Raw genomic sequence first — 25,475 nt, 5'->3', positions numbered from 1 at the left:
TGCCGGGTACCGGGCGGTGATCGAGATGGCGTCCCGTGCCGGGTCATCGACGCCGACCTGGACACATTGGCCGGGGTTTGGTTCCGACGACGTTCAACTCGACGCCGCGCTCCCGCCAGTAGCCGGTGTCTGCGACCACCGTGGCTGCCCAACGGGTGAGTTGCCGCTCGGAGTACGCGGCGTCGATGTGCTGAACGGTGGCGGCAGACGCGACCGGCTCGGGCTGCCAGGCAGCGATCGCCCGGCGGCCGGTTGCCTGGCCGCCGTCAGCGCCATGACAGCCGGCACCGCCAGTAGCAGGTGCGACGCCTAGCAGTCGGGGGCGTGCCCGGCCCGGGCCCTGGCGACTTCCGCGGCCCCGCGTTCGCGCCACCGTCTCTGCGCGTCGCGGTTGCAGGCCCGGCATGCCGTGCGGTAGCGGCCCGTGCGGGGGTCGAGTTCGCGTTCGTGCCCGTTGCGGCACTGGGGGTGCTGCGTCCGGTTGCGACAGTTCTCTGCGCGCGTGACCTGACGCAGGTGGGTCGGCTCGATGCAGTCGGGCGCCCCACACCGGTGGTCGACCTCGAGCGTCGGGTCGTAGTCGCCGACGAAGACGACAAAGGCCACGATGTGGGCCCAGGCCCGGCCGGCGACCTTCTGATACACACCGCGCTGGCTGCCGTAGCCACGCACGATCAGGCAGCCGCCGTCGATGCGTGTCGCACGGTCGAGCAGGTAGGACCGGAGGGTCGCCTCGGTGAAGTGTCGCGACAACCCCTTGACCTGTGACAGCACCCGGTCAGAGTAGTGGGGCGCGCCGACGTCAGCGCTGGCCGGTGACGGCCCGCATCTCCTGGTTGAGGATCTCCTGCATCGGCAGGCCGTCGTAGTTGCTGAGGACGACGCCCACCCAGCCGGTGTCCGGATAGATGTGCCAGTTGGCGGTGCTGCCGGGGTTGGCGCCGCCGCGTCCGATCACCCACTGGCCGTTGATGAGCTTGGCCGGCATCGCGTACGCCATGAACGAAGGGTGGGTGGGGGCGGGGCCGCCGTCCTTGCCCCTGCCCTGCGGGATCTTGGCCCCGGTGAACAGTTCGGCGTGGGGCCGGTCCAGCACCGTGCCGTTGCGCAGCGCGTGCGCGAACCGGACCAGGTCCGGCGCGGTGGCGAAGCCGCCGTCCCCGGCGTAGTCGATGAAGTTGCGGCCCGGGTTCTTGCCTGGTTCGTACGGGTTAGGGCTTCCCTTGTCCAGGTTTCGCACGGCGTCCACCCGACTGCCGTCGGCCTGGAGCATGTACGAGTGCGCGATGTGTGCTCGTCGGTGAGCCACTGGGGCCTGGTGTAGAACGCCGTGCCCGTCATGCCGGAGCGCCCGAAGATGTGTTCGTGCACGTAGTCCCAGTACGTCGTGCCGGTCACGGCCTCCACGATCTGCGCGGCGATGGCGAACCCGGCGCCCGTGTTGTCGAAGCCCGTGCCGGGCACGCCACTCAGCTCCGCCTGCCGGGTCCACCGCTGGTAGAACCCGTGCACCTCCTCCCGGCTGTGGAAGACGCGTTGCAGGTCCTGCGGCGGTTGGTTCATCCCGGAGGTGCTGGTGAGCAGGTGGTGGATTGTCACCTGCTCGGCGACCTGGCTGTCGAAGCCCGTCAGGTGGGTGCCCACCGGGTCCGACAACCGCACCTCGCCCCGCTGCGCCAGCTGCAGGATTGCCACCGCGGAGAACGGCATGACCGCCGAGCCGAGGTTGACCGCGACGCCCTCGTGGTTGCGGATCCCCTTTCCCTGTCGGCCATGCCGTAGCTGCGTGACAGCACGGTCCGGCCCTGGTGCGCCAGCAGCACCACGCCGCAGAATTTGTCCTCGGCGGCCAGCTTCGCCACGTACCGGTCGTAGGCTCCGCCGGGCAGCATGTCCGGCGGGATCCGGCCGTGCCCGGACGCGGAGCGTGCGTTGGTCGGGCCCGGTTCGGCGTCCACCAGCGGCGCGCCAGCCGCCACGCTGGCGGCCGCCAGCCCGCCCCACCCGAGCAGCCGCCGCCGGTCGATTCCGCCTACCGATTCCATGATCAGGTCCTTTCCCGAGGAACGAACGGTCGGTTGCAGGTCTACCGGCGACCGCCTGTCGGCAACCGATCGTCGACCCATACGCCGCCCATACGCCGTGCTGGGGATACTGGGCGGATGCGGGTGCTGCTGGTCGAGGACGAACAGCCGCTGGCCACGTACATCGCGGCGGGGCTGCACAAGCACGGCTGTGCAGTGGACGTGGCACACGACGGTCAGCAGGCGCTGGACAAGTGCGACATCACCCCGTACGACGTGGTGGTCCTGGACCGGGACCTTCCGGTGGTGCACGGCGACACCGTGTGCCGGCTGTTGGCGCAGCGCGGCACCGCCCGGGTGCTGATGCTCACCGCGTCGGGTGCCGTGTCCGACCGGGTGGACGGGCTGGCCCTGGGCGCCGACGACTACCTGGGCAAGCCGTTCGCGTTCGCCGAGTTGGTCGCTCGGGTGCGTGCCCTGGCCCGGCGCAGCACGCCGGCCCGCCCTCCGGTGCTGCGCGCGCGGGGTGTCGCACTCGATCCGTCCCGGCGCACCGTCGAACGCGATGGTCGGCTGCTGTCGCTGACCCCGAAGGAGTTCGGGGTGCTGGAACGGCTGCTCGTTGCCGACGGCGACGTGCTCAGCGCGGAAGTGCTGCTGGACAAGGTGTGGGACGAACACGCCGACCCGTTCACGAACGCCGTGCGCATCACCGTCAGCACCCTGCGCCGCAAGATCGGCGACCCGCCGCTGATCGAAACCGTGACCGGCGTCGGATACCGATTCGCTCCATGATCCCGCGACTGACCGCCCGCGGCCGGCTCACCCTCCTGTATACCGCCCTGGTGCTGGCCGCCGGGGCCCTGTTGCTGGCGCTGACGTACCTGCTGCTGCTGCGGGGCAGCCTGCGGCTGCCGTCCCCGACGCCGGACGACGACGTCGGTGGGCGGCTGCGCGGGGAGGCGATCTTCGATCTGCTGACCCGGGCCGCGCTGGCGCTACTGGTGGTGACCGCCCTGGCCGCGCTGACCGGCTGGCTGGTCGCCGGGCGGATACTGCGGCCCCTCCGCGAAATTTCCGCTACCACGAACCGGCTGTCCGCGGAGAACCTGTCGGAACGGGTACCCGTCCGGCAGCCCGCCGACGAGCTCACCGCGCTGGCCGGCACCATCAACGGCATGCTGGACCGCATCCAGCACGGCATCGCCGACCGCGACCGGGTGTTGAGCAGTCAGCGCCTGTTCGTCGCCAACGCCGCGCACGAACTGCGTACCCCGCTCACCACCATGCGCACCGCCGTCGACGTCACCCTCGACGGCGAGCCGGACCGGGCTGAACTCGTCGCCATGGCCGGTGACATCGCCACCGCCGTCGAGACCAGCCAGCGCACCCTGGACGGGCTCCTGATCCTGGCCCGCAGCCAGGCCGTGCGTTACAACCACGCCGGCGGAAACGTCACGATGGTCTCCGGCACCGCGAACGGGCGCGCGTTCCTGCGGGTCGTCAACACCGGTCCGCTGGTCACACCGGAGGAGGAACGGTGGCTGTTCGAGCCGTTCGTCCGGGGCGCCGGCAACGGCACCCGTGGGGCCGGGCTCGGCCTGTCCATCGTCCGGGCGGTCGTCACCGCGCACGACGGTGGGATCTCCAGCATCGCCCGGCCGACCGGCGGTATGGACATCGCCGTGCACCTGCCGCCGGCCCCGAAGGCCGCTATCTCCGGCGGTGCCGTGGCGCCGCATGCCGGCGAGGGGCGGCTCCCCTCGGTAACGTGACCCTGCATTCCGCTGCGCCAGGCCATGTCACCGTCGCCACGCGGCCGGTCAGCCGCGGTGGCGGACCTCGGTGTCCCAGATCTCGGCCCATGGGCGCCGCAGGCCCCGGCAGACCCAGATCGGGCCGTCGTTCTCGTCGTTGTCGACGGCGACCCGCTGGTCCACCCGCCCGGCGAGGGTGACCTCGGTGAACCAGCTCCGTAGCTGCTCTGGCTCCTCGATACCGACGGCGATCACCACGTCCGCGTGCTCCGGCGGGCGGCCGAAGGCGGCCATGCTGTTGTGCCCGGAGCACACCGGCGGCAGCCCCCGCGCCGGACCGTAGCGTGTGACGGCACCGGCCTCGCCGTAGTTGCCGGTGAGGATGACGGCCCGTTGCCGCTGGTCGACGGGGAGGCCCCGGTGCACGGCGGCGAGCGAGTCCGCGAAGCCGCGCCAGCCGATCGTCTCGCCGGCGTCGTAGTTGGCGGCCACGACGAAGCCGGGTAGCCGGTCGGCCGGCAGGACGGCCAGCAGGATCAGCACGTTGCTGACGGTGAGCACGGCGCCGGCCGCCAACAGCGCCCGGCGGGGCAGGCGGCGGCCCCGGCTGGCCCAGCCTGCGGCGACGACCGCCCCGGCGGCGGTGAGCACCAGCAGCAGCGGGGCGTCGTAGTAGCCCTTGCCGCCGGAGCCGGCCGCTGTAGGAGCTGTCGCCGTCGGCGATCGCGGCGGCCACCGACAGTTGCGGGAAGCCGTGCGCCGCCTGCCAGATCAGGGTCGGCGCGCCGAGCAGCGGGACGACTGACCGGTCCGGCGGAAATGACGTGCGGTCCGCGTACGCCGGCTGGCAGGGTGGCCGGTATGACGGCGCAGGTTCTGGCGGGTGCGCTCGCCGACGACGTACGCCGGCGGGTCTTCGCGGCGATCGTGCTGGGCGGTGCCGACGCCACGGCGGTGGCCGACCGGACGGGGCTGTCGGCGCGGCAGGTGCTCACCGCGATCCGGCGGCTCGTCGACACGGGGCTGGTCACCGGCGGCGACGGTGACCTGCGGGTGGACGCAGACCGGGTGCGGAGGGCGGCCCGTACGCCGGCGGTGCCCGGCCCGGCCGAGGATCCCGTCGACCGGGTGCTGCGCACGTTCGTGCGCGACGGCAGGCTGACCGGGCTGCCGGCGCAGCGTGGCCGGCGGCGGGTGGTGCTGGCGCACGTGGCGGAGTCCTTCGAGCCGGGGGAGCGCTATCCCGAGCGGGCGGTCGACGAGGTCCTGCGGCGCTGGTGCGAGCGGGGCGGCTGTGATCACGTGTCGCTGCGCCGGTACCTGGTCGACGAGCAGTTGCTGACCCGGGAGCAGGGCGTCTACTGGGTGCCTCGACCCCACGGCGAAGATCGACGGGTGGACACGACAGGCTGGACGATGACCGCGACCCATCCCGACCGGCCCGAGGTGGCGGCCCTGCTGGAGGCGTACTACGAGGAGATGGTCCGCCGCTACCACGGCCGCCCGGCACGCCCGGAAGAGGTCGCGGCGGCGATGGCCGACGACCCGAGCGACGACCTGGTCGCGCCCACCGGGGTCCTGCTGGTCGCCTATCGCGACGGCGATCCGGCCGCCTGCGCGGGGCTGCGCTACCGGCCGGGCTGGGCGGAGCTGACCCGGGTGTATGTGCGCCCCGAGCACCGCGGCCACGGTGGCGGAGCGGCGCTGCTCGCGGCCGTGGAGGAACGGGCCCGCTCCTTTGGCATCAACCGGATCCGGTTGGACACCCGCAGTGACCTGGTCGAGGCCCGTGCCCTGTACGCCCGGCACGGCTACCGGGAGATCCCGGCGTTCAACGACGGCGTCTACGCCGAGCACTGGTTCGAGAAGATCCTGAGTTGACGACGCGGGCGAACTGCGCTAAATAAAGAAGTGAGAGTTGAGTCGGTCCGGCTCAACTAGAGGACCTTCGGCCAGGAGAACCGAGGAGGCACGGCCATGCTGATGCGTACCGACCCGTTCCGTGAGATCGACCGGATCACCGAGCAGTTCTTCGGCACCACCGCGCGTCCCGCGGTCATGCCGTTGGACGCCTACCGAGACGGCGACTGGTTCTACGCGGCGTTCGATCTGCCCGGCGTCGACCCGGACAGCATCGACTGCACCGTCGAGCGCAACGTGCTGACCGTACGCGCCGAGCGGCGCCGGCCCGCCGGCGACAACGTCGAGCTGGTCTCCGCCGAACGCCCGATGGGCACCTTCACCCGTCGGCTCTTCCTCGGCGACACCCTCGACACCGACCGGCTCGAGGCCGGCTACGAGAACGGCGTGCTGACCCTGCGGATCCCTGTGGCGGAGCGCGCCAAGCCGCGCCGGGTCACCGTCACGGCCACCGGCAACGGTCGCAAGGAGATCAACGCCTGATCCCGGACGGCGGGGGCGCCGACGGCCGTTGTGGCCGTCGGCGCCCCCGGTCGTGTCCGGGCCGCTCACCATGGGGTCTCACGCCGCCGGGATGCTCAGGTCCGCGCACCGCCGAGGCCGAGCAGCACCGCGAGGCCCAGGGCGCTGCGCGGGGTGTACGGCACCCGCCACAGCCCGCCGTGTGCCGCGCCGTACGCCTCGTCCTGCCACGGGTGCGGCAGCGCCGGACCACCGCCGGTACGCAGGTCGTGCACCAAAAGCGCGGCCATCAGCGTGTTGCTGGTCGCCGGGTCGAACACCTCGATGCCGAAGCGGTGCGCGCCGGCGTACGCGGCGGCCAGCGCCCGGTTGCGCAGCACCGAGCGGGTCCGGGTGGGCGGGGCGACCGTGAACGACACCGTCGCTCCCGCGTCCCGGTCGACCGTCGCCCGCCACCGCTGCAGGCGTTTGGCCAGCGCGTAGTTGGGACCCTGCTGGGGCACGAGGCTGTCGTTGACGCCCGGGTCGACGCCGGGCGGGTAGTTGCGGTGCAGGAGCCTGCCGCCGGAGGCCATTCGCAGCGACCGGCGGACGATGCCGCGCTGCGCGTAGCCCCGCTCGGCGTGCCGCACCGCGTCACCGGGAACGGCGAAGACGTCCGTGGGGGTCGCCAGGAACGCGAGCGCCACGTCGTCGCGGCGCTGTCGCACCCGGAGGGTGAGCGCGTCGACGGCGGTGGCGAGGCGGACGTTGGTCGCGCCGTCGGCGTAGACGTAGTTGCCCAGCACGAGCCGGCCGTCGACGCCCAGCAGCCAGTCCGCCACCTGCGGTAGGTGGTGCAGCAGGTCGGCGCCGGCGCGGGCGGCCAACGCGTCGTCGTCGGTGGTGTCGGTGTCGGCCGGGACGGGCAGGTGGAGCCGGCCGGCGGAGCGCCGCGTCGTGTCCAGCAGCCGCCGCCAGATCTCCGGACGTGGCAGGTCGACCGCGACGACGTCGCCGCCCCAGCGCAGCACGGACGGCAGCGGGCCCATCTCCGCACCCGCGCCGAGCACCACGACGCGCTGGTCGCGCAGGTCGAGCCAGTCCGGGTTGGCCATGACGGTCCGTACCGCCTCGGCGCAGGACGGTTCGACGACGCCGGCGCTGACCCACTCGTCGAGGCGGCGGCGCAGGTCGTCGCCGCGCAGCCGCTGACCCCGGTACGGCAGGGACAGCTCGCGTTCGGCCTCGGCGGTGCCGGCGACCGTGGCCGACCGCAGCGGCTGCGCCCCGGTGGGCGTGTCGAACACGTCGCCGAGGCCGACCTCGGTGCCGTCGGCGCGGAGCACGCGCATGCGGCCGTGCAGCGACGCGAGCCCGTCGCGGGCGATCGTCACCGCGGCGTCGCGGGAGAGCAACCCGGCCTCGACCAGCCGCCGGAAGTGCCCGAGGTAGCCGTGTCGCCAGTCCGTCTCGTGTTGCACCGAACGCGCGCCGACCGGGTCGACGGCGCGCAGCGCGTCGGCGACGACCGCCCGCCCGAGCGCGGACGTGCTGCGTCCCGCGTCGGTCTTCGGAAACACGACCCCGGTCGGACCCGCCACGAACAGCCTCCCTCGCCCTGAACCAACGGTGTCACTCTGCCGTACCGGGCGGTGGCGCGCAGAGCCGGACCTGCGTGCCACGGGCCGCTTCGCCGAGGCGCGTGTTCAGGCCGGGGTCGGCAGGCGCAGCCGGCCGTCGGCCATTTCGGCGACCGCGTCGACGCGGTGCAGGTGCCCCCGGTCGTGGGTGACCAGGACGGTGGCCGTGTCGCGCTGCCGGGTGAGGTCGGTGAGCAGTTCGATGATCGCCGCGCCGCGGTCGTGGTCCAGTGCGCTGGTGGGCTCGTCGACCAGCAGCACCGCCGGATCGTTCATCAGGGCGCGGGCGATGTTGACCCGCTGGCGTTGGCCGCCGGAGAGCTGGTGGGGGCGGCGCTCCGCCTGCCCGGTCAGCCCCACCGCGGCCAGCAACCCGGCGGCGCGCTCGCGCCCGGCGCGGCGGGGACCGCCGGCCAGGTGGGCGATCACCTGCAACTGTTCGGCGGCGGTCAACGAGGCGATCAGGTTGGGTTGCTGGAAGACGACTCCGATCTTCTCGCGGCGCAGCGCGGCCGTCTCCCGACGACCCAGCCCCGTGGCGTCGGTGCCGGCGACGACCACCGTGCCCGAGTCGGGGGTGATCAGGGTGGCGGCGACCGCCAGCAGGCTCGACTTGCCGGAACCGGAGGGGCCGAGGACGGCGGTGGTGGTGCCCGCCGGCACGCGCAGGCAGACCCGGTCGAGCGCGGTCAGTCGGGCGTCGCCGTCAGGGTAGGTCAGTGTGACGTCGGCGAGGTCGAGGCTCATCGGGCGCTCCCCAGGGCGATCAGCGGGTCGACGGAGGTGATCCGTCGGACGGACAGGGCGGCGCCGGTCGCGCCGAGCGCGATCATCACGGCGGCCGGCAACAGGATGGATCCGGCGGTGAGCGTGAACGGCACCACGCCGGCCGCCGCCGTACCGACGGCGACCGCGAGCGCGGTGCCGGCGGCCGTGCCGGCGAGCAGCAGCACCAGGGCCTGCCCGAGTGCGTCGCGCAGCAGGTGCCCGGTGGTGGCGCCGAGGGCCTTGAGCACCGCGATGTCCGCCGCCCGCTGGATGGTCCACACGGTGAAGAACGCGCCGACGACCAGCGCGGAGATCGCGAACAGCATGCCGCGCATGAGTTGCAGCGACCCGTTCTCGGCGCTGTACGAACCGATGGCCGGCAGCGATGCGGCGCGGGTGACCGTACGGGTGCGAAGTTGCCGGTCGGCGGTGCTCAGGTCGGCGTCGCGGGTGGTTGTCAGCGCGACGACGGTCGCGGTCTGTCCGCCCGGGCCGGGGGTCAGGTCCTGCCAGTCACGCAGGTCGGTCCAGATCACCGGGGTATGGCTGTGCGAGGCGTCGCCGGCCACCGCGGCCACGGTCAGCCGGCGTTCGCCGACGGACACGCTCTGACCCGGCCGGGCATCCAGTGCGTCGGCCGCCGCCCGGGACAGCACGGCCTGCCCGGCGGCGAGGGCGCCGGGCGCCAGGCCCGACTCGGGTGGGACACCGAACACGGACAGCGTGGTGCTGCGGTCGCCGGCGCTGACCCTGGTGGTGGCGATGCCCAGCGGCGTGGCGCCGGTCACCCCCGGCACGCTCCGCCAGCCGGCCCACTGCTCCCGGCTGACGGTCGACTCGGCGAACGAGAGTTTCTGACCGTCGGCCGGGGCGGAGAACACCAGGTGGTCGGCGGGCAGGTCGGCGATGGCCGAGGTGCTGCCCCGGCCCAGGCCCGCGGTCAGGCCGGACAGCAGGACCACCAGCAGCGTCATGAGCGTGACGACAGTTGCCATCAGGGCGAAGCGGCCCTTGGCGAACCGCAGATCTCTGCACGCGACGAACACGGTCGCATCAACCTTCCAGTAGCGGGGAGGGTCGCGGCGACGGCCCCGGCACCAACGGTCGTCCGGATCGCGGCCGTCGCCATCGCGCCGCCGATCGGGTTCGGGACGTCGAACTGCGTACGCCAGGATCAACCCTTTGGTTGATGGCGGCGGCCGTCGGCGTCCTAGCCTGGAGACATCGTGAACCCGGAATCGCTCGCTCGGCCGCTGCGGCTGCTGCACGTCTGCCTGCACCTGCTGGTGACGGTGCTGCTGGCGGTCGCCGCCGGGCGTGCCCTCACCGGTCAGGGGCCGCCACGTGTCGCCGTGCTCGCCGCGGCGGTGACGCTGGCCGTCGCCTACGCAGCCGGGGCGGCGCTGCCGCTGGTCCGCCGGTCCCGGCGCGCCGCGGCGGCATGGCTGGCGGCGCTGACGATCGGGTGGCTGGTGCTGCTGGTCCTGACCCCGGACGGGGTGTGGTTCGCGTTCCCGCTGTTCCTGATCGAGCTGTTCCTGCTGCCCGCCCGCGTGGGGACCATCGCGGTGGCGGCGACGACCGTCGCGGCGATCATCGGTGTCGCCGGCCATCACGGGACGCTCACGGCGGGCGCGGTGATCGGCCCGGGCCTCGGTGCCGCGGTCTCGGTCGGCACCGTGCTCGGCTATCAGGCGTTGTACCGGGAGAGCGAGCGCCGGCAGCGGTTGATCGAGCAACTGACCGCCACCCGCGCCGAACTGGCCGCCGCCGAGCACGCCGCCGGTGTCCTCGCCGAACGCGAACGCCTGGCCCGCGAGATCCACGACACCCTCGCCCAGGGGCTGTCGAGCATCCAGCTGTTGCTGCGGGCCGCCCAGCGTGCCCTTCCCGAGCGGCAGGAGGTGGCGGCCGGCCACGTCGAGCAGGCCCGCCGCACGGCGCAGGAGAACCTCGTCGAGGCGCGCCGGTTCGTCCGCGCACTGACCCCGCCCGGCCTCGACGGCGGCTCGCTGCCGGCGGCGCTGCGGCGGCTGTGCGCCGTGACGGCGGACCGCTCCGGGCTGGCCGTACGCCTGCATCTCGATGGGACGGCGGTGCCGCTGCCGACCGGTCACGAGGTGGCCCTGCTGCGGATCGCGCAGTCCGCGTTGGCCAACACCGTCCGCCACGCCGGGGCGAGCCGCGCCGACGTGACCCTGCGGTACGGGGACTTCGGCGTCGTCCTCGACGTCGTGGACGACGGCACGGGCTTCGACGTCGAGAACACCGGCGGCCCGGGGGGCGAGGCCGGGTTCGGGCTGGCCGCGATGCGGGCGCGGGCCGAGGAACTCGGCGGCACCCTGGCCGTGGGCTCGGTGCCCGGGCAGGGCACGGAACTGGTGGTCAGCTTCGCCTCCCCGGGCGCCGGCGGGTCGGCGGTGGGCACGTGAGCGCTCCGATCCGGCTGCTGCTCGCCGACGACCACCCGGTCGTACGCGCCGGGCTGCGCGCCGTCCTCGCCACCGAGGCCGACCTCGAGGTGGTCGCCGAGGCCGACACCGCCGAGCGGGCCGTGGCGCTCGCCGAACGGGAACGCATCGACGTGGTGCTGATGGACCTCCAGTTCGGCCGGGGCATGCACGGTGCCGCCGCCACCGCCGCGATCACCGCCCGTCCCGACGGGCCCGTCGTGTTGGTGTTGACCACCTACGACACCGACGCCGACATCCTCGCCGCCGTCGAGGCCGGGGCGACCGGATACCTGCTCAAGGACGCCCCGCCCGAGGAGTTGGCCGCGGCCGTGCGTGCCGCCGCCGCCGGCCGGTCCGCGCTCGCCTCTGCCGTCGCGCACCGGCTGATCGACCGGGTGCGTACCCCGGGCACCGCCCTGAGCCGCCGCGAGACCGAGGTGCTCCAACTCGTCGCGGACGGGCTGTCCAACCAGCAGATCGGCCAGCGGCTGCACCTCAGTCACGCCACCGTCAAGACGCACCTGGTGCACGTCTACGGCAAGCTCGGCGTCGACTCCCGCACGGCCGCCGTCGCCGCCGCCAGGACCCGTGGCCTGATCCGCCGCTGACGAGCGCGGTGGAGCCGGTCGGCGCGTCGGCCCGCTGCCGTCGTTCTGGCTGGCCGGGGCGCGGTGGCGGGGCAGGGCGGGTTCGCAGCCGCTCTCCGGCGCGCGGCTAAAGCGGTCGCGCGGGATTCCGGGGCGTGTCAGACTCGACGGGATCCGTAGCCGAGGCGTCAGGAGCCCACCGGACGATGTGATTCGCAGGACGCGGCAGGGCGGTGCCCGCCGCCGCCGGTTCCGGCCGTGCGCCCGTGCGGGCGTCGACGGCCCCGCCTGTCGTCCCGCGGAGGATCACCCGTGTTGAAGGTCGTTTCGGTTAGCAAGCACTACGACGCCGAGCCGCTGTTCACCGACGTCGAGCTCGTCCTGAACGCCGGCGACCGCGTCGGCCTCGTCGGCCCCAACGGGGTGGGCAAGTCCACCCTGCTGCGGGTGCTCACCGGCGAGGAACCGCCCTCGGGCGGGCATGTCGCGCTGGCCCCCGGCACCCGGGTCGGCTACTTCGCCCAGCAGGTGCCGGACCCGGAGGCCACCGTCGGGCAGTTCCTCGCCGCCGGGCTCGGCGAGCTGCACCCCCTGGCCGCGCGGCTGCACGAGCTCGAGCGACGGATGGCCGACGGCGACAGCCGGGTGCTCGCCGAGTACGGCGACGCGCAGGAGCGGTGGGCGGCCCTGGACGGCTGGCGGGCGCAGGCCCGGCTCACGGAGGTCCGCCAGCGCCTCGACGTCGACCACCTGCCCGACGACGCCCCGCTGCACCGCGTCAGCGGCGGCGAACAGGCCCGGCTCACCCTCGCCCGGGTGCTGCTGCACGCCCCCGACCTGCTGGTGTTGGACGAGCCGACCAACCATCTCGACGCCGACGGCGCCGCCTGGCTCGGCGACTGGCTGGCGGCTTTCCCCGGCGCGGTGCTGGTGGTCAGCCACGACCGGGCGTTCCTGGACCGCACGGTCACCCGGATCGTCGAGCTGGACGGCATCCACGAGGCGCCACAGACCTACCCCGGCGGCTACACCGACTACCGGGCGGAGAAGACCCGCCGCTGGCAGCGGCTGCTGCGCGACTACGAGGCCCAGCAGAAGGACCACCGCCGGTGGCTGGCCGACATCGACCGCACCAGACAGCAGGCCCGCGGGGTCGAGGAGACGGTACGTAGCGGCCTCGGCGCCGACCAGCAGCGCCGCTACGCCAAGAAGGTGGCGAAGAAGGCGAAGGCCCGCGAACGGCGGCTGCGCCGGCAGATGGACTCGATCCGGTGGTTGGCCGAGCCCCGTACCCGGCCGCCGCTGACGCTGGCGTTCCCGCAGGAGGCCACCGGCGAGCGGGAGGTGCTGCGCACGCGGGGCCTGACGCTGCGCGCCGGCGGCCGTACGCTGCTCGACCGCGTCGACGTGACCGTCCACGCCGGCGACCGGATCCTGCTGACCGGCGCGAACGGCACCGGCAAGACGACCCTGCTACGGGCGCTCGCCGCCGAGCACGCCCCCGCCGGGGGTGAGGTCGTCGCCGCCGAACGGGTCGCCGTGCTGCCGCAGACCCATGACGCGCTGCGCACCCACGTGACCGTGCGGGACTTCTTCCGCTCCCGGGTGCCGGTGTACGCCGACGACGCCGAGCGGCTGCTCGACGCCCACCTGTTCGGCCCGGAGCGGTGGGACGCGCCGCTGCGGCTGCTCTCCGCCGGGGAGTTGCGGCGGTTGCTGCTGGCGGTGCTGGTGAACACTCCGGCGCGGGTGCTGCTGCTCGACGAGCCGACGAACTATCTCGACTTCGACGCCCTCGACGTGGTGGAGGAGGCGTTGCGGCAGTTCCGGGGCACCCTGGTCATGGTCAGCCACGACACCTGGTTCGCCGAGGCGGTCGGTGTGCACCGGCGCTGGCGGCTGCTCGGGGGGCGCGTCGTCGAGGAGCCGGTGGTGGCCGCGATCGCCTAAAGGATGTCTCGTAACTCGGCGAAGGCCGTTGTCCGGCAACGGTTCTGGTGTCACCCCATGAGGATGATGTTGTGGAGGTGGGCGATGCCGGACGCGGTGTCGGCCAATGTGTGGGCGGCGCGGCGGTAGCCGCGCAGGATCTTGAAGCACTTCATGCGGGCCAGTGCGTGTTCGACCTGCGCTCGGACGGTGCGGTGTTGCTTGTTCAGGTCGGCCTTCCAGGCGGGTAGCTCGCCGCCGTCGGTGGGCTTGCGGTACGGGATGATCACCTCGGGGTCGCCGCGGTAGGCGCCGTCGGCCATGACCGGCCGTCCGGCCAGCTTCTGGTCGATGCCGGAGGCGCGGTAGACGATGGTGTCGTTGCGGTTGCCGGGTTGCGGATCGCCGAGGGCGACGACAAGGCGGGTGTGGGCGTCGATGATCGTCCTATCAGACCAGGCACGGGGTGCGGGACCTCCCATGGCGGCGCCGCTAGAGGTCGAGCCGGATCTCCCGGATCTCCTGCTGAACCCAGTGGTTTCCGTCGGATGCCTCCAACCGCGCGAGCTCTCGCTGGAACTCTGGTGCCCTGGGCTCGAGGACGCTCAGGAGTTCCAACGCACCGATCCTGGCTCCGACATGTGACGAACACAGCCAGGGGTAGTAGGCCGCCCGACCGCTGTGGATGATTTCCCGGGTCCGGGTGACGAACTCGGACAGGTGCGTGTCATCAGGGCGCAGGGGCGCCGGGTGGAATGGGCCGTCGTCGCCGACACAGCTCAGCAGGAGGCTGAGCGCCTCGGCGGCCACCTCGGGCCGTTCACCGCGGCATAGTTCGATCAGGAACGGGGCGGTCGGTTCGGCGGTGCGGAAGTAAAGGCCGGAATGGCCGTGGATCAGGGCGCCCCTCAGCGCCTCGCCCCACTCGCGTGCCGCCTGGCCTTCCGCCGTTGCCAAGCCGCGGATCAGGTCTGGGATCTCACACGCGTCGCGTTCGGCGTCTCTGGGATTGCGCGGTCGGAACCCCGCCCAGTCGACCAACTCCAGCCCCGCAAAGGGTTCGGGACGGGAGCCAGGCGGCGAAGCAACCATCGACTCAGAGTACTGGGACCACCTGGGTCAAGGCGTGGCGCGAAGGCGCCTGAACGAGGCTACTCAGTGCTCGCCCATGGACCCGTCGGCACCCGAGTTACGAGACGTCCCTTAGGGCGCGCCTCCTGCCGTTGCCCACCCGGGCCTGAGAGCATTTTTCACATGCTTTCCCCGAACGTTCCGGCGCGGCCGGCCCGGCCCACCCCGCTGGCCCTGCCGGGGGGTCCGGTCGACTTCACCGAGGCGTGGCTGCGCAACCGGCGGCTGTCCGCGCACACCCGCGACGCGTACCGGCGCGATGTCGCCGGGTGGCTGGCCTGGTGCGCGGCGCGGGAGCTGGACCCGTTGCGGGCGAACTTCCTGCACGTCAACGAGTACGCCCGGGCGATGGAGGCCACGCTCGGCGCGCGCACCGGCAAGCCGTTGACCCCCGCCACCGTCGCCCGCCGGCTCTCGGCCCTGTCCAGCTGGTACGACTTCCTCGTCAAGCTGCGTGCCGTCGAGGCCAACCCGGTCTCCGGCGCCGACCGCCCCCGCATCGACCGGGACCACTCCGAGACGGTCGGGCTGACCCCGCAGGAGGTCGACGGGCTGCTCGCCGCCGCCGAGGCCGACACCGGGCCGACCGCCGCCCGCAACCTGGCCGCGATCGCGCTGCTGGCCGACCTCGGGCTGCGCGTGGGTGAGCTGGTCTCGCTGGACCTGAGCGACCTGGGGGCCGAGCGGGGCCACCGCAGCGTCCGGTTCGTCGGCAAGGGCGGCCGGTCCCGCCGCCGCGCCCTGACCCCCGGCACCGCGTACGCCGTCGACGCGTACCTGGCGCAGCGGGCCGCCGCGCAGGGCGTCACGGTGCCCGAGCTGACCGGTGCGCTGCTGGTCACCGCCAGTGGGGCCCGGCTGGACCGGCACGCGATGTTCCGGCTGGTGCGCCGGCTGGCCCGCACGGCCGGCATCCCCGCCTGGGCGAGGCTGTCGCCGCACTCGCTGCGGCACGCGTTCGCCACCACCGCCCGCGCCGAGGGCGTGCCCCTGGAGGACGTGCAGGACGCCATGGGCCACGCCGATCCGCGCACCACCCGCCGATACGACCGGGACCGGCACAACCTCGACCGCGATCCCGCGTACGCCATCTGGGCGGCCCGCGCCCGCCGCCGCGGCTGATCCAGGCGCGGCACATCCGCGTGGCCCGGCCGAGGGACGCGGCAAGGGTCGGCGTGCTGCCCGCGGCGTCCCCGCCCGCCGGGCGGGCCGGCTGGGCCCGCCGCGTTCATCAGCGGTCTACGGTTCGGCGTGCACGAGCGCGCGGCTCAGCGCACCGATGCTTTGCTGCCCCCCGGCGACGACCAGGACGTCGCCGTGGGCGAGCCGCTGCCCGAGCCCCGGCGCGGTGATCGTGTGCCCGTCGCGGACGACGGCGATGACGCTCACCCCCTGGGTTTGCGCCACGGCCTCGGCCAGGCTCCGCCCGTCGTAGGGCGACGCGGCCGTGACCGGCAGCTCGGCGACGCTGATCGTCTCCCGGTGCCCCCTCGGCGGGGTGAGGTGGTCGACGGTGGCGACGGGGTGCAGCAGTTCTGCCATCTCCTGCGCCTCCGTCGGGCTCAGGGTCACGGACCGTTCGACGGTGTCCGGGTCGCCGGGGGCGTAGACCACGACGTCGCGGCGTCCGCTGCGGTGGCAGACGACCCCGACCGCCTGCCCACCGGCGGTGTGCAGGGTGAAACCGACGCCGATGCCGGGCAGCGGCACGCGTTCTATCTGCATCAGTGCCTCCTGTCGTGTTGCGGGGCGGACGTGCGCCCGGCCGCGTCGGACCAGGTGACCAGCCGCACCGGCCGCGGCGCCGGGCTCATCCTCATGGTCATCCGTGTGTCGGGCGTCGACATCGGGGCTGACACCCAATTTGCCGGCGGTGCGCGTCGGCCCTGCGGCGCAGCTCGGCGGAAATGGGTGCGGACACGCATTTACAGGACGCGCCCCGGCCGGCAGGCTGATCATGATGAGGGTGCGCGCCGGGTCGGCGTCGGCGCCGGGCCGGGAACGGGAGGTGTCGTCGTGTCGCTGTTCTGGCGGATCTTCCTGCTCAACGCCGCCGTGCTCGTCGGCGCCACGTTGCTGCTGCTCGGCCCGGTCACGGTGTCCACCCCGGTGCTGCTCGCCGAGGCCGTCGTGCTGACCGTGGGCCTCGCCGCGATGCTGGTCGCCAACGCCGCGCTGTTGCGGGTGGGTCTGGCGCCGCTGCACCGGTTGACCCGGGCCATGACCACCATCGACCTGCTCCAGCCCGAGCCCCGCCCGGTCCCCGCCGGGCAGGCCGGCATCGCGGACCTGATCCGCGCCTTCAACGCCATGATCGACCGGTTGGAGGCGGAGCGGGCCGCGAGCGCCGCCAGCGCCCTGTCCGCCCAGGAGGCCGAGCGCCGCCGCGTCGCCCGGGAGCTGCACGACGAGGTCGGCCAGACACTGACCGCGGTCCTGCTGGAACTCAAGCAGGTCGCCCGGCACGCTCCCGAACCGGTGCGCGCCCAACTGGCGCAGGTGCAGGAGACCACCCGCGACAGCCTCGACGAGATCCGCCGCATCGCCCGCCGGCTGCGCCCCGGCGTACTGGAGGAACTGGGCCTGACCAGCGCCCTCAAGGCGCTCGTCGCGGAGGTCACCGGGCACACCGACCTGTCCGTGCGCCTGCACCTCGACGCGGACCTGCCCGCCCTCGACGGCGACGCCGAACTGGTGCTCTACCGGGTGGCGCAGGAGGCTCTCACCAACACCGTGCGCCACGCCCGGGCGAGCGGCGTCGAGTTGTCCCTGGTCCGTCAGCCGGGGCACGTGCAGTTGCTGATCCGTGACGACGGCCGGGGCGTCGGCGATGCCGCCGAGGGCGCCGGCGTACGCGGCATGCGCGAACGGGCCCTGCTCGTCGGCGCCCAGCTCGCCGTGGCGCCCGCCCCCGGCGGCGGCACGCAGGTCCGGCTGCGGGTGCCGGTCGGCAACGGGAAGCAACGACCGTGACCACCCGTATCCTGCTCGCCGACGACCACGCGCTGGTGCGCCGGGGCGTGCGGCTCATCCTCGACAGCGAACCGGACCTGACGGTCGTGGCCGAGGCCGGCGACGGCGCGCAGGCCATCGACCTGGCCCGGACCGAGCGCCCCGACCTGGCCATCCTCGACATCGCGATGCCACGGATGACCGGCCTGCAGGCCGCCCGGGAGCTGTCGCGGCAACAGCCGGGCCTGCGCATCCTGATGCTGACGATGTACGACAACGAGCAGTACTTCTTCGAAGCCCTGAAGGTCGGCGCCAACGGCTACGTGCTCAAGTCCGTCGCGGACCGCGACCTGGTGGAGGCCTGCCGCGCGGCCATGCGCGACGAGCCGTTCCTCTACCCCGGGGCGATCAGCGCCCTGGTGCGTACCTACCTGGAACGCACGGCGCGGGGCGAGAGCCTGCCGGCCCGGGCCATCACCGAACGCGAGGAGGAGATCCTCAAGCTCGTCGCCGAGGGCCACTCGTCCAAGGAGATCGCCCGCCTGCTGTTCATCAGCGTCAAGACCGTCGAGCGGCACCGGGCCAACCTGTTGCAGAAGCTGGGCCTGCGGGACCGGCTCGAGTTGACCCGATACGCCATCCGGGCCGGCCTGATCGAGCCGTGACCGGGGTCGGCGGGGGCGACTTTCCTGCGGGCGGGCCCGCCGGTTCTCTACGGTCGACGGGTGGGCGCTGAGCAGCCGTGGAGCCGGCCGGCCCGGCGGCGCCGCCCGGCGCGCACCGGGCTGGTGTTCACGGGCGTGACCGTGCTGCTGTGCTGCACGGGCGTGGCGGGGCTGGGCGCCTGGAACGTGCAGGTGGTCACGCAGGCCAGCGGCCCGGTACGGGAGAGCGCCGACGGGTTCCTGCGGTCGGTCGCGGCGGGCGACACCGACGGCGCGTACGACCGGCTCTGTGCCGACGCGCGCAGCCGGTGGAGCCCGATCGGGTTCACCAGTTGGCTGCGTACCCCGCCGGTGGTCAACGGTTACGAGATCGTCGACGTGTCGGTGGCGACGCGGAGCGGGCGCCCGCGCGGCACGGTGACGGTGCGGCTGACCCGCGACAGCGGCCTCACCGAGCAGCGGGACCTGTCGGTGGTACGCGAGGACGGGCACTGGCGGGTGTGCGGCGACCCGTACTGACCGTCAGCTCTCGGGGCCGAGTTCGCCCGCGCGGTGGTGCCGGCGGCAGAGCACCTGGTAGCGCACGTCGGTGCTGTCCGTGGTGTCGCCGATGACGACCTGTTGGCCCTCGCGGGCCACCCGGCCGCCGACGACCCGGGCGTTGAGCAGGCCCTCCCGGCCACACCAGCAGAGCACCTCGACCTGGATGCGGGCCACCTCGTCGGCCAGTTCGAACAGCCGCCGCGCCGCCGGGAACAGCTGGGAGCGGAAGTCGGTGGCCAGCCCGAACGCGTACACGTCGACGTCGTAGCTGTCGACGAGTTCGGCCATCTGCTCGATGTGTGCCAGGTCGTAGAACGACGCCTCGTCGCAGATGAGGTAGTCCACCCGGACGCCCTCGGCCCAGGTGTCGCGGACGAGGGCGACCAGGTCCAGCTCGTCGGTGACCTCGATGGCCTCGTGGGCCAGGCCGATGCGGGTGGTGACCTGCGGGCCGAGCGAGCGGTCGATGCGGGTGGTGACCAGGCCACGGCGGCCCTGCCGGGAGTGGTTGTGGTTCATCTGCAACGCCATGGTCGACTTGCCGCAGTCCATCGGCCCCCAGAAGAACTTCAACGCCGCGGCGTGCAGCGGGCGCCCGTGCGCGCCGCGCGCCGCGGCGCACCCGGCGGGGGAGTCGTCGGGGCCCCACGGGGGACGCGCCAGGCAGGTCGGGGCGGCGGCGTGGTCGGTCACGGTCGGGCAGCCTAGCCGATCGACGCCGCCTGATTCCGGCGGCGCGGACGGTTGCGTCTCACAACACCCGCGGCGGGGTGTTGCCGGCGGCGACGATCGCCCGGCGGATCGGCACGGCCAGCAGCAGCAGGAACCCGACGACGAAGAAGATCAGCAGGGAGACCAGGCCGACCCGGTAGGAGTTGGTGAGCTGGAAGACGATGCCGAAGGCCAGCGGGCCGAGCCAGCTGGTGCCCTTGTCGCTGATCTCGTAGAAGCCGTAGTACTCGCCCTCCTTGCCGGCGGGGATGAGCTGGCTGAACAGCGACCGGCTCAGGGCCTGGCTGCCCCCGAGCACCAGGCCGATGGCGGCGCCGAGGATCATGAACGGCACCGGCGCCTCGGCGGGCAGCCGGAACGCGCCGAGGATCACGCCGGTCCACAGGACCAGACTGATCAGCACGGTCTTCCAGGCGCCGATGCGCCTGGCGAGGGCACCGAGCAGCAGCGCGCCGCCGAAGGCGAGGAACTGCACCAGCAGGATCGTGACGATCAGGGTGCTCTGCCCGAGCTTGAGCTCCTCGGTGCCGTACTGGCTGGCCAGGGCGATGACGGTCTGGATGCCGTCGTTGTAGACCAGGAACGCGAGCAGGAAGAACAGCGTCAGCGGGTACGCCTTGATCTCGCGCAGGGTGCGCCCGAGCTGCCGGAAGCCGCCGCTGATCGGGTTGCCGCCGCGCAGCGCGGTGGCGGTGGGGTGCTCGCGCAGCCAGCGCATCGGGACCAGGGTGAACACCGCCCACCACACGCCGGCCGACACGATCGACCAGCGGGCCAGGTCGAGGGTGCGCTGCGCGTTGCCCTCCTCGCTGAACAGGGTGACCGCGACCAGGTTGAGCCCCAGCAGCACGCCGCCGCCCAGGTAGCCCAGCGCCCAACCGCGGCTGGAGATGCCGTCGCGCTCGTCGGGGCCGCCGAGCTGTGGCAGGAAGGAGTTGTAGACCACCACACCGGCGCCGAAGGCGATGTTGGCGATGACGAACAGCGCCCCGCCGAGCAGGTAGCGCTCGCCGGTGACGAAGAGCATGCCGATGGTGGCGGCGGCGCCGGTGAACGCGGCGACGGCGAGCAGCCGCTTCTTGTGCGCCGACCGGTCGGCGATCGCCCCGATGACCGGGAGCACGAACACGGTGAGCAACACCGACAGCGACACCAGGTAGGGGAAGTAGGAGCCGGCGGCGACCTTGACGCCCAGCGGGTACACGTACCCGGCGCAGGTGTCGGCGCCGAGTTCGCAGCCGGCGGCGAGTTCGGTGACGGTGGTCAGGAACGGGCCGAGGAACACCGTGATGACGGTGGTGGAGAAGGCGGACATCGCCCAGTCGTAGAGGTACCAGCCGCTGCGTTCGCGGCGGGTGCTCGCCGGGACGGGGGCGTCGTTGACGGCGGGGGTGACGGTCTCGGCCATCAGGGTCCTTCTGGGCTGTTCAGGCGGCCCAGTGGCCGCGGCTGCGGTAGACGTCGCGCAGCAGGCCGACGTGATCGGTCATGATGCCATCCACACCAAGATCAAGTAACCCGTGCATCTCGGTGGGATCGTCGATCGTCCAGACGTGCACCTGCAGGCCGAGACGGTGGGCGTGACGCAGGAACCGGCGGTCCACCACGGGCACCCGCCCGTAGCGCACCGGCACCTGCGCGGCGACCACCGACGGGGGCAGCCGCAGCGCCCGTCCGGTCAGCGAGGCCATCCGCAACCGGGCCACCCCGCGCATGCCGAGGCCGGTGGCGACCAGCCCCCGCGTGCCGGCGCGCAGCCGGGCCAGCCGGGCGTCGCTGAACGAGGCCAGCAGCACCCGGTCGCCGGCCTTGGCGCGCGCGACGGCGGCCACGGCCGCGTCGACGCCCCCGTCGGCCTTGACGTCGACGTTGAACCGCACCTGCGGCCAGGCGTCGAGGACCTCGTCGAGGCGGGGCACCACGGCGGCACCACCGACGCGTACCGCCCGCAGGTCGGCCCAGCGCAGGTCCGCGATGCGCCCCGGTTCGCCGGTGACCCGCGTCAGCGTGGCGTCGTGCAGGATCACCGCGACGCCGTCGGCGGTGGCGTGCACGTCGGTCTCGACGTAGCGGTAGCCGAGCCCGATGGCGCGGGCGAACGCCGCGGCGGTGTTCTCGTCGCCCTCGGCGGCGCCGCCGCGGTGAGCGAACGCCAGCGGTGCGGGGGCGTCTAGGTAGGCGTGGACCACGCGGGGAGTATGCCTGCCCCGGCGGCACCGCGATGGCCACCCGGCGAACCGCGCCGACACCCGGGGATCGGTGCGTCACTGCCGGATCCCCGACAGTGACGATCATGTCGTGCCGCGGCGCCGCGACACTGTCCCGGTGATGCCGTGGACGCCTCCCGGGCCGGCACGCGACCAGGAGCCACCCGCGCTGGCCGCCCGGCCGCTGGACCCCCTGCCCGATCGCCTCACGCTGTCAGGACCGGGCCGGGCACGCGGGCGCCGCCTGCCGCAGGTCCGGCTGCTGCTGTGCCTGGTCCTGCTGGCGGGCAACCCCTGGAGCGTCCGGCTGATCACCGACTGGCGCTACGAGTTGCCCCGCGGTCCCGGCCCGTCGGGCCTCCTGGGGGCGCTGGGCGAGGTGTTCCTGCTGGCGGCGTCCTGGCCCAGGTGGGAGTTCCGACCGGTCCGGTCCGAGCTTCTCGCCTGGTGGCTCGCGGAGAACGCCCGCACCGTGCTGTTCGTCGCGATCACGGCGGCGCTGCTGCGTCGGCTGGACACGCAGTCGCTCGCGCCGCAGCGCGCGTACCGGGTGCTCGGGGTGATCGGCGCGAGCGTGACGGGCGCGGTGCTGGCCGCGGTGGGTGCCGTGGTGCTGCACATGGCCACCGACAGCGGCGGGCTACGCGGGGTCAACCTGACCGCGACGGTGCTGGAGACGCTCACCGGCGCGATGTTCTGTGGTCTCGGCTTCGGCGCGCTGCTGGCCTGGGCATCGGTACGCCGGCCGGGACCGCGCCGCGAGGACGTCGCGGCGACCTGGCTCGGAGGGGGATGAGAGATGGTGCTGCGGCAGGAGGCCGGCGCGCACGACGCCGCGTCGGCGCGGCGGGCCCACCCGGACGTCGGGGGCGAGGCCACCCGCTACCTGTGCGCGGCGGCACACGCCGACGACACCTTCACCCGGCGGGTGCTCGCCGAGGTGTTCGACGACGACCTGCGTGCGGTCGCCCCGTCAGTGGGGTTCGACCTCGCCACGGTGCTGCGGCACTGCCTGACGGCCCGCCGTCGGCGGCGGCTGCGCGACGTCGGGCTGGTCGCGGCCGGCGGCGTGGCGGTGCTGCTCGCCCCGCTGGCGACGGTGCTGGTCGCGGCCACGATGGCGGTGGTTGCTTCGCTGGCCCCGCTGCGGCCGGGTCGGCACCACCCGGCGGCGTCGATCCTGTCGATGACCGCGATCGCGGGGCTCTCGCTCGTGCTGGTCTCCCAGCTCGGGGCGGCCGCGTCGGGTGACGAGCGGTCGGGCCTGCCCGACTGGACCATCGGCCGGCCGTGGCTGGCGCTGCCGGCCGGCGTGGCCGCCTACCTGGTGCTCGTGGGGCACCTGCTGGGCACCCGGCGGTTGTTGGTGACCCGGTTGCGCCGGGCCCGGTTCCTGCCCGCTGCGCCCGACGTCGCCTCCCTGTCGGCGCGCCACGCCGACCGCCTGGCCGACGTCGATCGCGCCCAGCGCGGCAACGTGACCGTCTACGGCGGGTACGAGCCGTTCGTCGGGCACGGCACCCCCGTGGCGGGGTGGTCGTTCGCCCTGCCGATCCTGGCGCACGCCCACGGCGGCGACGGGCCCGCCCCGACGCCGTTCACCGTCGTGGAGCTCATCGACCACGTCCGGGCGCGGCTGGCGGCGATCCGGTTCGACGGCGATCCCGGGCCGGGCCGGCTCGCCGGGCTGCTGCTCGAAGACCGGGTGTTCGTCTGCGGTGACCGCCTCACCGACGACGCGCGGCTGCTGCCGGACCGGGAGCGGATGCCCCGCCAGCGGTGGTCCGACAACGAGGTGCGTGAGGTGGCCGCGCGCCCCCGGGGCGCGGCACGGCACTACCTGTGCGCCCAGGTGCCGTCCTGGGGTGGGGAGGTGGTCGCCTCCACGTTCCTGCACTTCTCCACCGACGGGCAACTGCTCTACCTGGAGTGCGCCCGCACGGTGCTGGAGCCGCCCCGACAGGATTACCACGACGTGGACCGGCTGACCGAGTGGTTGCCGGCGAGCCAGCTCGCGCAGGTGCTGGCCACCGCCACCGAGCGGTTGCTGCCCACCGCGCTCGCCGCCCCGTTGCGGTTGCTGCGGGACCTGGCGCGAAGCGCCGGCCGGGGCCGGCGCCAGGCGCGGCTGCGGCAACAGGCCCGCGAGGACCTGGGGTACGACTACGGCGCCCGCGTCGGCGTGCGGGAACTCGCCTCCGGTGCCAGCTACCACAACTACTTCCAGGTGCTCGACGCCGCCAAGCACCTGAAGATCGTCGAACGGCACGTGCTGGCCGCGATCATGGATTTCCTCGACGAGCGTGGGGTGGACACCGCCGAGTTCCGTAACCGGCAGACGACGATCCTCAACCAGGGCGTCATCCAGACCGGCGGCCTCAGCGTGGTCGGCAACCAGGCGGTCGGTCCGGCGGCCCGGGCCGAGCAGCAGGGCGGCGCGACGCCGCCAGGGAGTCGTCGACCGGATGACGACTGAATCACAGGGGGAGACGAGCATGCCCGAGGCCTCGCACAACTACGGCATCCAGCAGTCCGGTGGGGTGAGCCAGGTGGGCAACCAGGCGGTGGGTCCCGGCGCGTACGCCAGCGGTGGCAGCCTGTGGGCCACCGCGCCCGCCGGGGCCGACGCCACGGCGCTGGTGCGGCAGTTGGTCGAGGTGCTCGACCGGCACCGCGACGAGTTGTCGCCACCGGCGCGCGCCACGGCCGCGCGGCTGCGGGCGGAGCTGACCCGCCCGGACGCCGAACCGGCCCGGGTCGCCGGGCTGTTGGAGCGGATGGCCGTGTTGGCCGCTCCGGTGGCGCCGGTCGCCACGGCGGTCGGCGAGCTGCTGCGGCTGGCGCAGGCGCTCTGACGGCGCGTCCAGCCGCCGCCGCACCGGGCCGCAGCGGGTGTCGGGCTGTTCAGCCGGGCGCCCGGCGGTGCGAGCGGCTGGTGTCGGTGGGCCTGCCGGGGTCGACGTGGCGGGGCCGGTCGGGTTCGTCGGGGCGCAGCGGCACCAGGGCGTCGGTGACGGCGTCGATGATCCGCGCGGTGCCCCGGCGCGCGGCGCCGGGGGTGTCGGGGGCGAGGTCTGCCAGGCCGACGGGGTCGCCGAAGTGCACGCGCAGCACGGGGCGGCGCCACAGGGCGCGCACGATGGCGCGCAGCAGTCCCTTCGGGGCGCGGTAGGGCACCACCTCGTGCGAGCCCCACTGGGCCACGGGGATCACCGGCGCACCGCAGGCCAGAGCGAGGCGGGCGGTGCCGGTCTTGCCGCGTTCGGGCCACAGGCCGGGGTCCAGGCCGATGCGGCCCTCCGGGTAGACCAGGACCACCGAGCCGGCGGCGACCGCCGCGGCGGCCTCGTCCAGGGCGCGGCCGACGGCGGCGGTGCCCCGCTCGACGCGCAGGTGCCCGGCGCGGCGCATCGCGGCGCCGAGCACGGGGGTGCGGAACAGCCCGCCGGTGGCCATGAAGCGGGGGGCGACGCCCCGGGTGTGGCAGGCGGCGGCGAGCACCACGGGGTCGAACGGGCTGAGGTGGTTGGCGGCCAGAATCAGTGGGCCCCACCGCAGCGCCTCGGGCACGTCGCCGCTGACCCGCAGGCGGGCGACGAGGGCGACGACGACGCGGGCGAGCAGTTGCGCGGCGCGCCAGATCAGCGGTGGCCGCCAGGGCAGGCGGGTGGTGTCCATCAGCGCGAAATGGTCGCACGGGCGGGCCCGCGCGTGCGGTGCGGG

Annotated in this window: 26 protein-coding genes and 2 pseudogenes; 14 read left to right on the top strand and 14 right to left on the bottom strand. The window is 73.7% G+C overall.

The window, feature by feature from the left end; all coding sequences use genetic code 11:
- Nucleotides 1-309 precede the first annotated feature (309 nt).
- The 3 genes and pseudogenes from ACQ452_RS14400 to ACQ452_RS14390 all read right to left on the bottom strand — a co-directional run.
- Nucleotides 310-774 carry an HNH endonuclease signature motif containing protein gene (locus tag ACQ452_RS14400; RefSeq protein ID WP_433384196.1) on the bottom strand — a complete coding sequence of 155 codons (465 nt, stop codon included), beginning with the start codon at nt 772-774 and terminating at the stop codon, nt 310-312.
- A 28-nt stretch (nt 775-802) separates the two neighbouring features.
- Nucleotides 803-1,309, bottom strand: coding sequence for a serine hydrolase (locus tag ACQ452_RS14395; RefSeq protein WP_433384193.1), 507 nt, complete (start codon nt 1,307-1,309; stop codon nt 803-805).
- 26 nt (nt 1,310-1,335) lie between these two features.
- Nucleotides 1,336-1,710 (bottom strand): annotated as a pseudogene (locus ACQ452_RS14390) (serine hydrolase domain-containing protein); the annotation flags it as partial.
- Nucleotides 1,711-2,162: 452 nt separating this feature from the next.
- Here ACQ452_RS14390 and ACQ452_RS14385 point away from each other — a divergent pair.
- A complete protein-coding gene (locus ACQ452_RS14385) occupies nt 2,163-2,819 on the top strand; it encodes a response regulator transcription factor (protein ID WP_433384190.1) in 657 nt (218 codons plus the stop codon).
- Nucleotides 2,816-3,799: a HAMP domain-containing protein gene (locus tag ACQ452_RS14380; RefSeq protein WP_433384187.1), complete on the top strand. Its 984-nt coding sequence runs from the start codon at nt 2,816-2,818 to the stop codon at nt 3,797-3,799. The genes ACQ452_RS14385 and ACQ452_RS14380 overlap by 4 nt, the downstream gene beginning before the upstream one ends.
- A 48-nt stretch (nt 3,800-3,847) precedes the next feature.
- Here the strand turns inward: ACQ452_RS14380 and ACQ452_RS14375 are convergent, their stop codons facing one another.
- A complete protein-coding gene (locus tag ACQ452_RS14375) occupies nt 3,848-4,432 on the bottom strand; it encodes a hypothetical protein (protein ID WP_433384184.1) in 585 nt (194 codons plus the stop codon).
- A gap of 210 nt (nt 4,433-4,642) precedes the next feature.
- On the opposite strand from ACQ452_RS14375, the gene ACQ452_RS14370 reads away from it, so the two are divergent.
- Nucleotides 4,643-5,662 (top strand): GNAT family N-acetyltransferase, encoded by a 1,020-nt coding sequence (locus tag ACQ452_RS14370; protein ID WP_433384181.1) that lies wholly within the window; start codon nt 4,643-4,645, stop codon nt 5,660-5,662.
- Nucleotides 5,663-5,758: 96 nt separating this feature from the next.
- Nucleotides 5,759-6,184 (top strand): Hsp20/alpha crystallin family protein, encoded by a 426-nt coding sequence (locus ACQ452_RS14365; protein ID WP_433384178.1) that lies wholly within the window; start codon nt 5,759-5,761, stop codon nt 6,182-6,184.
- 95 nt (nt 6,185-6,279) lie between these two features.
- Here ACQ452_RS14365 and ACQ452_RS14360 read toward each other — a convergent pair whose 3' ends face one another.
- The 3 genes from ACQ452_RS14360 to ACQ452_RS14350 all read right to left on the bottom strand — a co-directional run bounded on the left by ACQ452_RS14360 (nt 6,280) and on the right by ACQ452_RS14350 (nt 9,599).
- On the bottom strand, nt 6,280-7,746 hold the full coding sequence (locus tag ACQ452_RS14360; RefSeq protein ID WP_433384175.1) for a hypothetical protein: 1,467 nt from the start codon (nt 7,744-7,746) through the stop codon (nt 6,280-6,282).
- Between the two features lie 105 nt (nt 7,747-7,851).
- The gene (locus tag ACQ452_RS14355) at nt 7,852-8,532 is read right to left on the bottom strand and encodes an ABC transporter ATP-binding protein (protein ID WP_433384172.1); all 681 of its coding nucleotides are present in this window, start codon (nt 8,530-8,532) and stop codon (nt 7,852-7,854) included.
- Complete coding sequence (locus tag ACQ452_RS14350) at nt 8,529-9,599, bottom strand: ABC transporter permease (RefSeq protein WP_433384169.1); 1,071 nt, start codon at nt 9,597-9,599, stop codon at nt 8,529-8,531. Before ACQ452_RS14350 ends, ACQ452_RS14355 begins: the two co-directional genes overlap by 4 nt.
- 180 nt (nt 9,600-9,779) lie before the next feature.
- On the opposite strand from ACQ452_RS14350, the gene ACQ452_RS14345 reads away from it, so the two are divergent.
- The 3 genes from ACQ452_RS14345 (at nt 9,780) to ACQ452_RS14335 (ending at nt 13,543) form a co-directional block, all read left to right on the top strand.
- The gene (locus ACQ452_RS14345) at nt 9,780-10,985 is read left to right on the top strand and encodes a sensor histidine kinase (protein WP_433384166.1); all 1,206 of its coding nucleotides are present in this window, start codon (nt 9,780-9,782) and stop codon (nt 10,983-10,985) included.
- The gene (locus ACQ452_RS14340; RefSeq protein ID WP_433384163.1) at nt 10,982-11,614 is read left to right on the top strand and encodes a response regulator; all 633 of its coding nucleotides are present in this window, start codon (nt 10,982-10,984) and stop codon (nt 11,612-11,614) included. Before ACQ452_RS14345 ends, ACQ452_RS14340 begins: the two co-directional genes overlap by 4 nt.
- A 291-nt stretch (nt 11,615-11,905) precedes the next feature.
- Nucleotides 11,906-13,543 carry an ABC-F family ATP-binding cassette domain-containing protein gene (locus tag ACQ452_RS14335; protein ID WP_433384160.1) on the top strand — a complete coding sequence of 546 codons (1,638 nt, stop codon included), beginning with the start codon at nt 11,906-11,908 and terminating at the stop codon, nt 13,541-13,543.
- 50 nt (nt 13,544-13,593) lie between these two features.
- On the opposite strand, the pseudogene ACQ452_RS14330 reads toward ACQ452_RS14335, so the two are convergent.
- Nucleotides 13,594-13,962 (bottom strand): annotated as a pseudogene (locus ACQ452_RS14330) (transposase family protein); the annotation flags it as partial.
- Between the two features lie 52 nt (nt 13,963-14,014).
- Nucleotides 14,015-14,614, bottom strand: coding sequence for a hypothetical protein (locus ACQ452_RS14325; protein WP_433384157.1), 600 nt, complete (start codon nt 14,612-14,614; stop codon nt 14,015-14,017).
- Nucleotides 14,615-14,776: 162 nt separating this feature from the next.
- Between ACQ452_RS14325 and ACQ452_RS14320 the strand changes: the two genes are divergently transcribed.
- The gene (locus ACQ452_RS14320) at nt 14,777-15,775 is read left to right on the top strand and encodes a tyrosine-type recombinase/integrase (protein WP_433384154.1); all 999 of its coding nucleotides are present in this window, start codon (nt 14,777-14,779) and stop codon (nt 15,773-15,775) included.
- A gap of 117 nt (nt 15,776-15,892) precedes the next feature.
- Here the strand turns inward: ACQ452_RS14320 and ACQ452_RS14315 are convergent, their stop codons facing one another.
- Entirely contained in the window at nt 15,893-16,378 is a 486-nt protein-coding gene (locus tag ACQ452_RS14315) for a cation:proton antiporter regulatory subunit (protein ID WP_433393910.1), read from the bottom strand.
- Nucleotides 16,379-16,669: 291 nt separating this feature from the next.
- On the opposite strand from ACQ452_RS14315, the gene ACQ452_RS14310 reads away from it, so the two are divergent.
- From ACQ452_RS14310 to ACQ452_RS14300, 3 genes are read left to right on the top strand one after another with little or no spacing between them, the layout of a single operon-like run.
- Nucleotides 16,670-17,626 (top strand): HAMP domain-containing sensor histidine kinase, encoded by a 957-nt coding sequence (locus ACQ452_RS14310; protein WP_433393908.1) that lies wholly within the window; start codon nt 16,670-16,672, stop codon nt 17,624-17,626.
- Nucleotides 17,623-18,270 (top strand): response regulator, encoded by a 648-nt coding sequence (locus tag ACQ452_RS14305; protein ID WP_433393906.1) that lies wholly within the window; start codon nt 17,623-17,625, stop codon nt 18,268-18,270. Before ACQ452_RS14310 ends, ACQ452_RS14305 begins: the two co-directional genes overlap by 4 nt.
- A 60-nt stretch (nt 18,271-18,330) precedes the next feature.
- Nucleotides 18,331-18,789 carry an Rv0361 family membrane protein gene (locus ACQ452_RS14300; protein WP_433393905.1) on the top strand — a complete coding sequence of 153 codons (459 nt, stop codon included), beginning with the start codon at nt 18,331-18,333 and terminating at the stop codon, nt 18,787-18,789.
- 3 nt (nt 18,790-18,792) lie between these two features.
- Here ACQ452_RS14300 and ACQ452_RS14295 read toward each other — a convergent pair whose 3' ends face one another.
- Genes ACQ452_RS14295 through ACQ452_RS14285 form a run of 3 tightly spaced genes read right to left on the bottom strand, consistent with a single transcriptional unit; the run spans nt 18,793 to nt 21,734 of the window.
- Nucleotides 18,793-19,506, bottom strand: coding sequence for a thymidine kinase (locus tag ACQ452_RS14295; RefSeq protein WP_433393903.1), 714 nt, complete (start codon nt 19,504-19,506; stop codon nt 18,793-18,795).
- 58 nt (nt 19,507-19,564) lie between these two features.
- Nucleotides 19,565-20,953, bottom strand: coding sequence for an MFS transporter (locus ACQ452_RS14290; protein WP_433393901.1), 1,389 nt, complete (start codon nt 20,951-20,953; stop codon nt 19,565-19,567).
- Nucleotides 20,954-20,972: 19 nt separating this feature from the next.
- The gene (locus tag ACQ452_RS14285; protein WP_433393899.1) at nt 20,973-21,734 is read right to left on the bottom strand and encodes a glycerophosphodiester phosphodiesterase family protein; all 762 of its coding nucleotides are present in this window, start codon (nt 21,732-21,734) and stop codon (nt 20,973-20,975) included.
- A gap of 139 nt (nt 21,735-21,873) precedes the next feature.
- On the opposite strand from ACQ452_RS14285, the gene ACQ452_RS14280 reads away from it, so the two are divergent.
- Genes ACQ452_RS14280 through ACQ452_RS14270 form a run of 3 tightly spaced genes read left to right on the top strand, consistent with a single transcriptional unit; the run spans nt 21,874 to nt 24,607 of the window.
- Nucleotides 21,874-22,548 (top strand): hypothetical protein, encoded by a 675-nt coding sequence (locus ACQ452_RS14280; protein ID WP_433393898.1) that lies wholly within the window; start codon nt 21,874-21,876, stop codon nt 22,546-22,548.
- A gap of 3 nt (nt 22,549-22,551) precedes the next feature.
- On the top strand, nt 22,552-24,228 hold the full coding sequence (locus ACQ452_RS14275) for a hypothetical protein (RefSeq protein WP_433393896.1): 1,677 nt from the start codon (nt 22,552-22,554) through the stop codon (nt 24,226-24,228).
- Nucleotides 24,218-24,607: a hypothetical protein gene (locus ACQ452_RS14270; protein WP_433393894.1), complete on the top strand. Its 390-nt coding sequence runs from the start codon at nt 24,218-24,220 to the stop codon at nt 24,605-24,607. The genes ACQ452_RS14275 and ACQ452_RS14270 overlap by 11 nt, the downstream gene beginning before the upstream one ends.
- A gap of 49 nt (nt 24,608-24,656) precedes the next feature.
- On the opposite strand, the gene ACQ452_RS14265 is transcribed toward ACQ452_RS14270, so the two are convergent.
- A complete protein-coding gene (locus ACQ452_RS14265; RefSeq protein WP_433393892.1) occupies nt 24,657-25,430 on the bottom strand; it encodes a lysophospholipid acyltransferase family protein in 774 nt (257 codons plus the stop codon).
- Between the last annotated feature and the right edge of the window lie 45 nt (nt 25,431-25,475).

This window comes from Micromonospora sp. KLBMP9576 (genome assembly GCF_050941805.1).
Lineage (GTDB): Bacteria > Actinomycetota > Actinomycetes > Mycobacteriales > Micromonosporaceae > Micromonospora.
The sequence above is the reverse complement of the archived record's forward strand: the minus strand, read 5'-3'. Positions and strand labels throughout refer to the sequence as shown.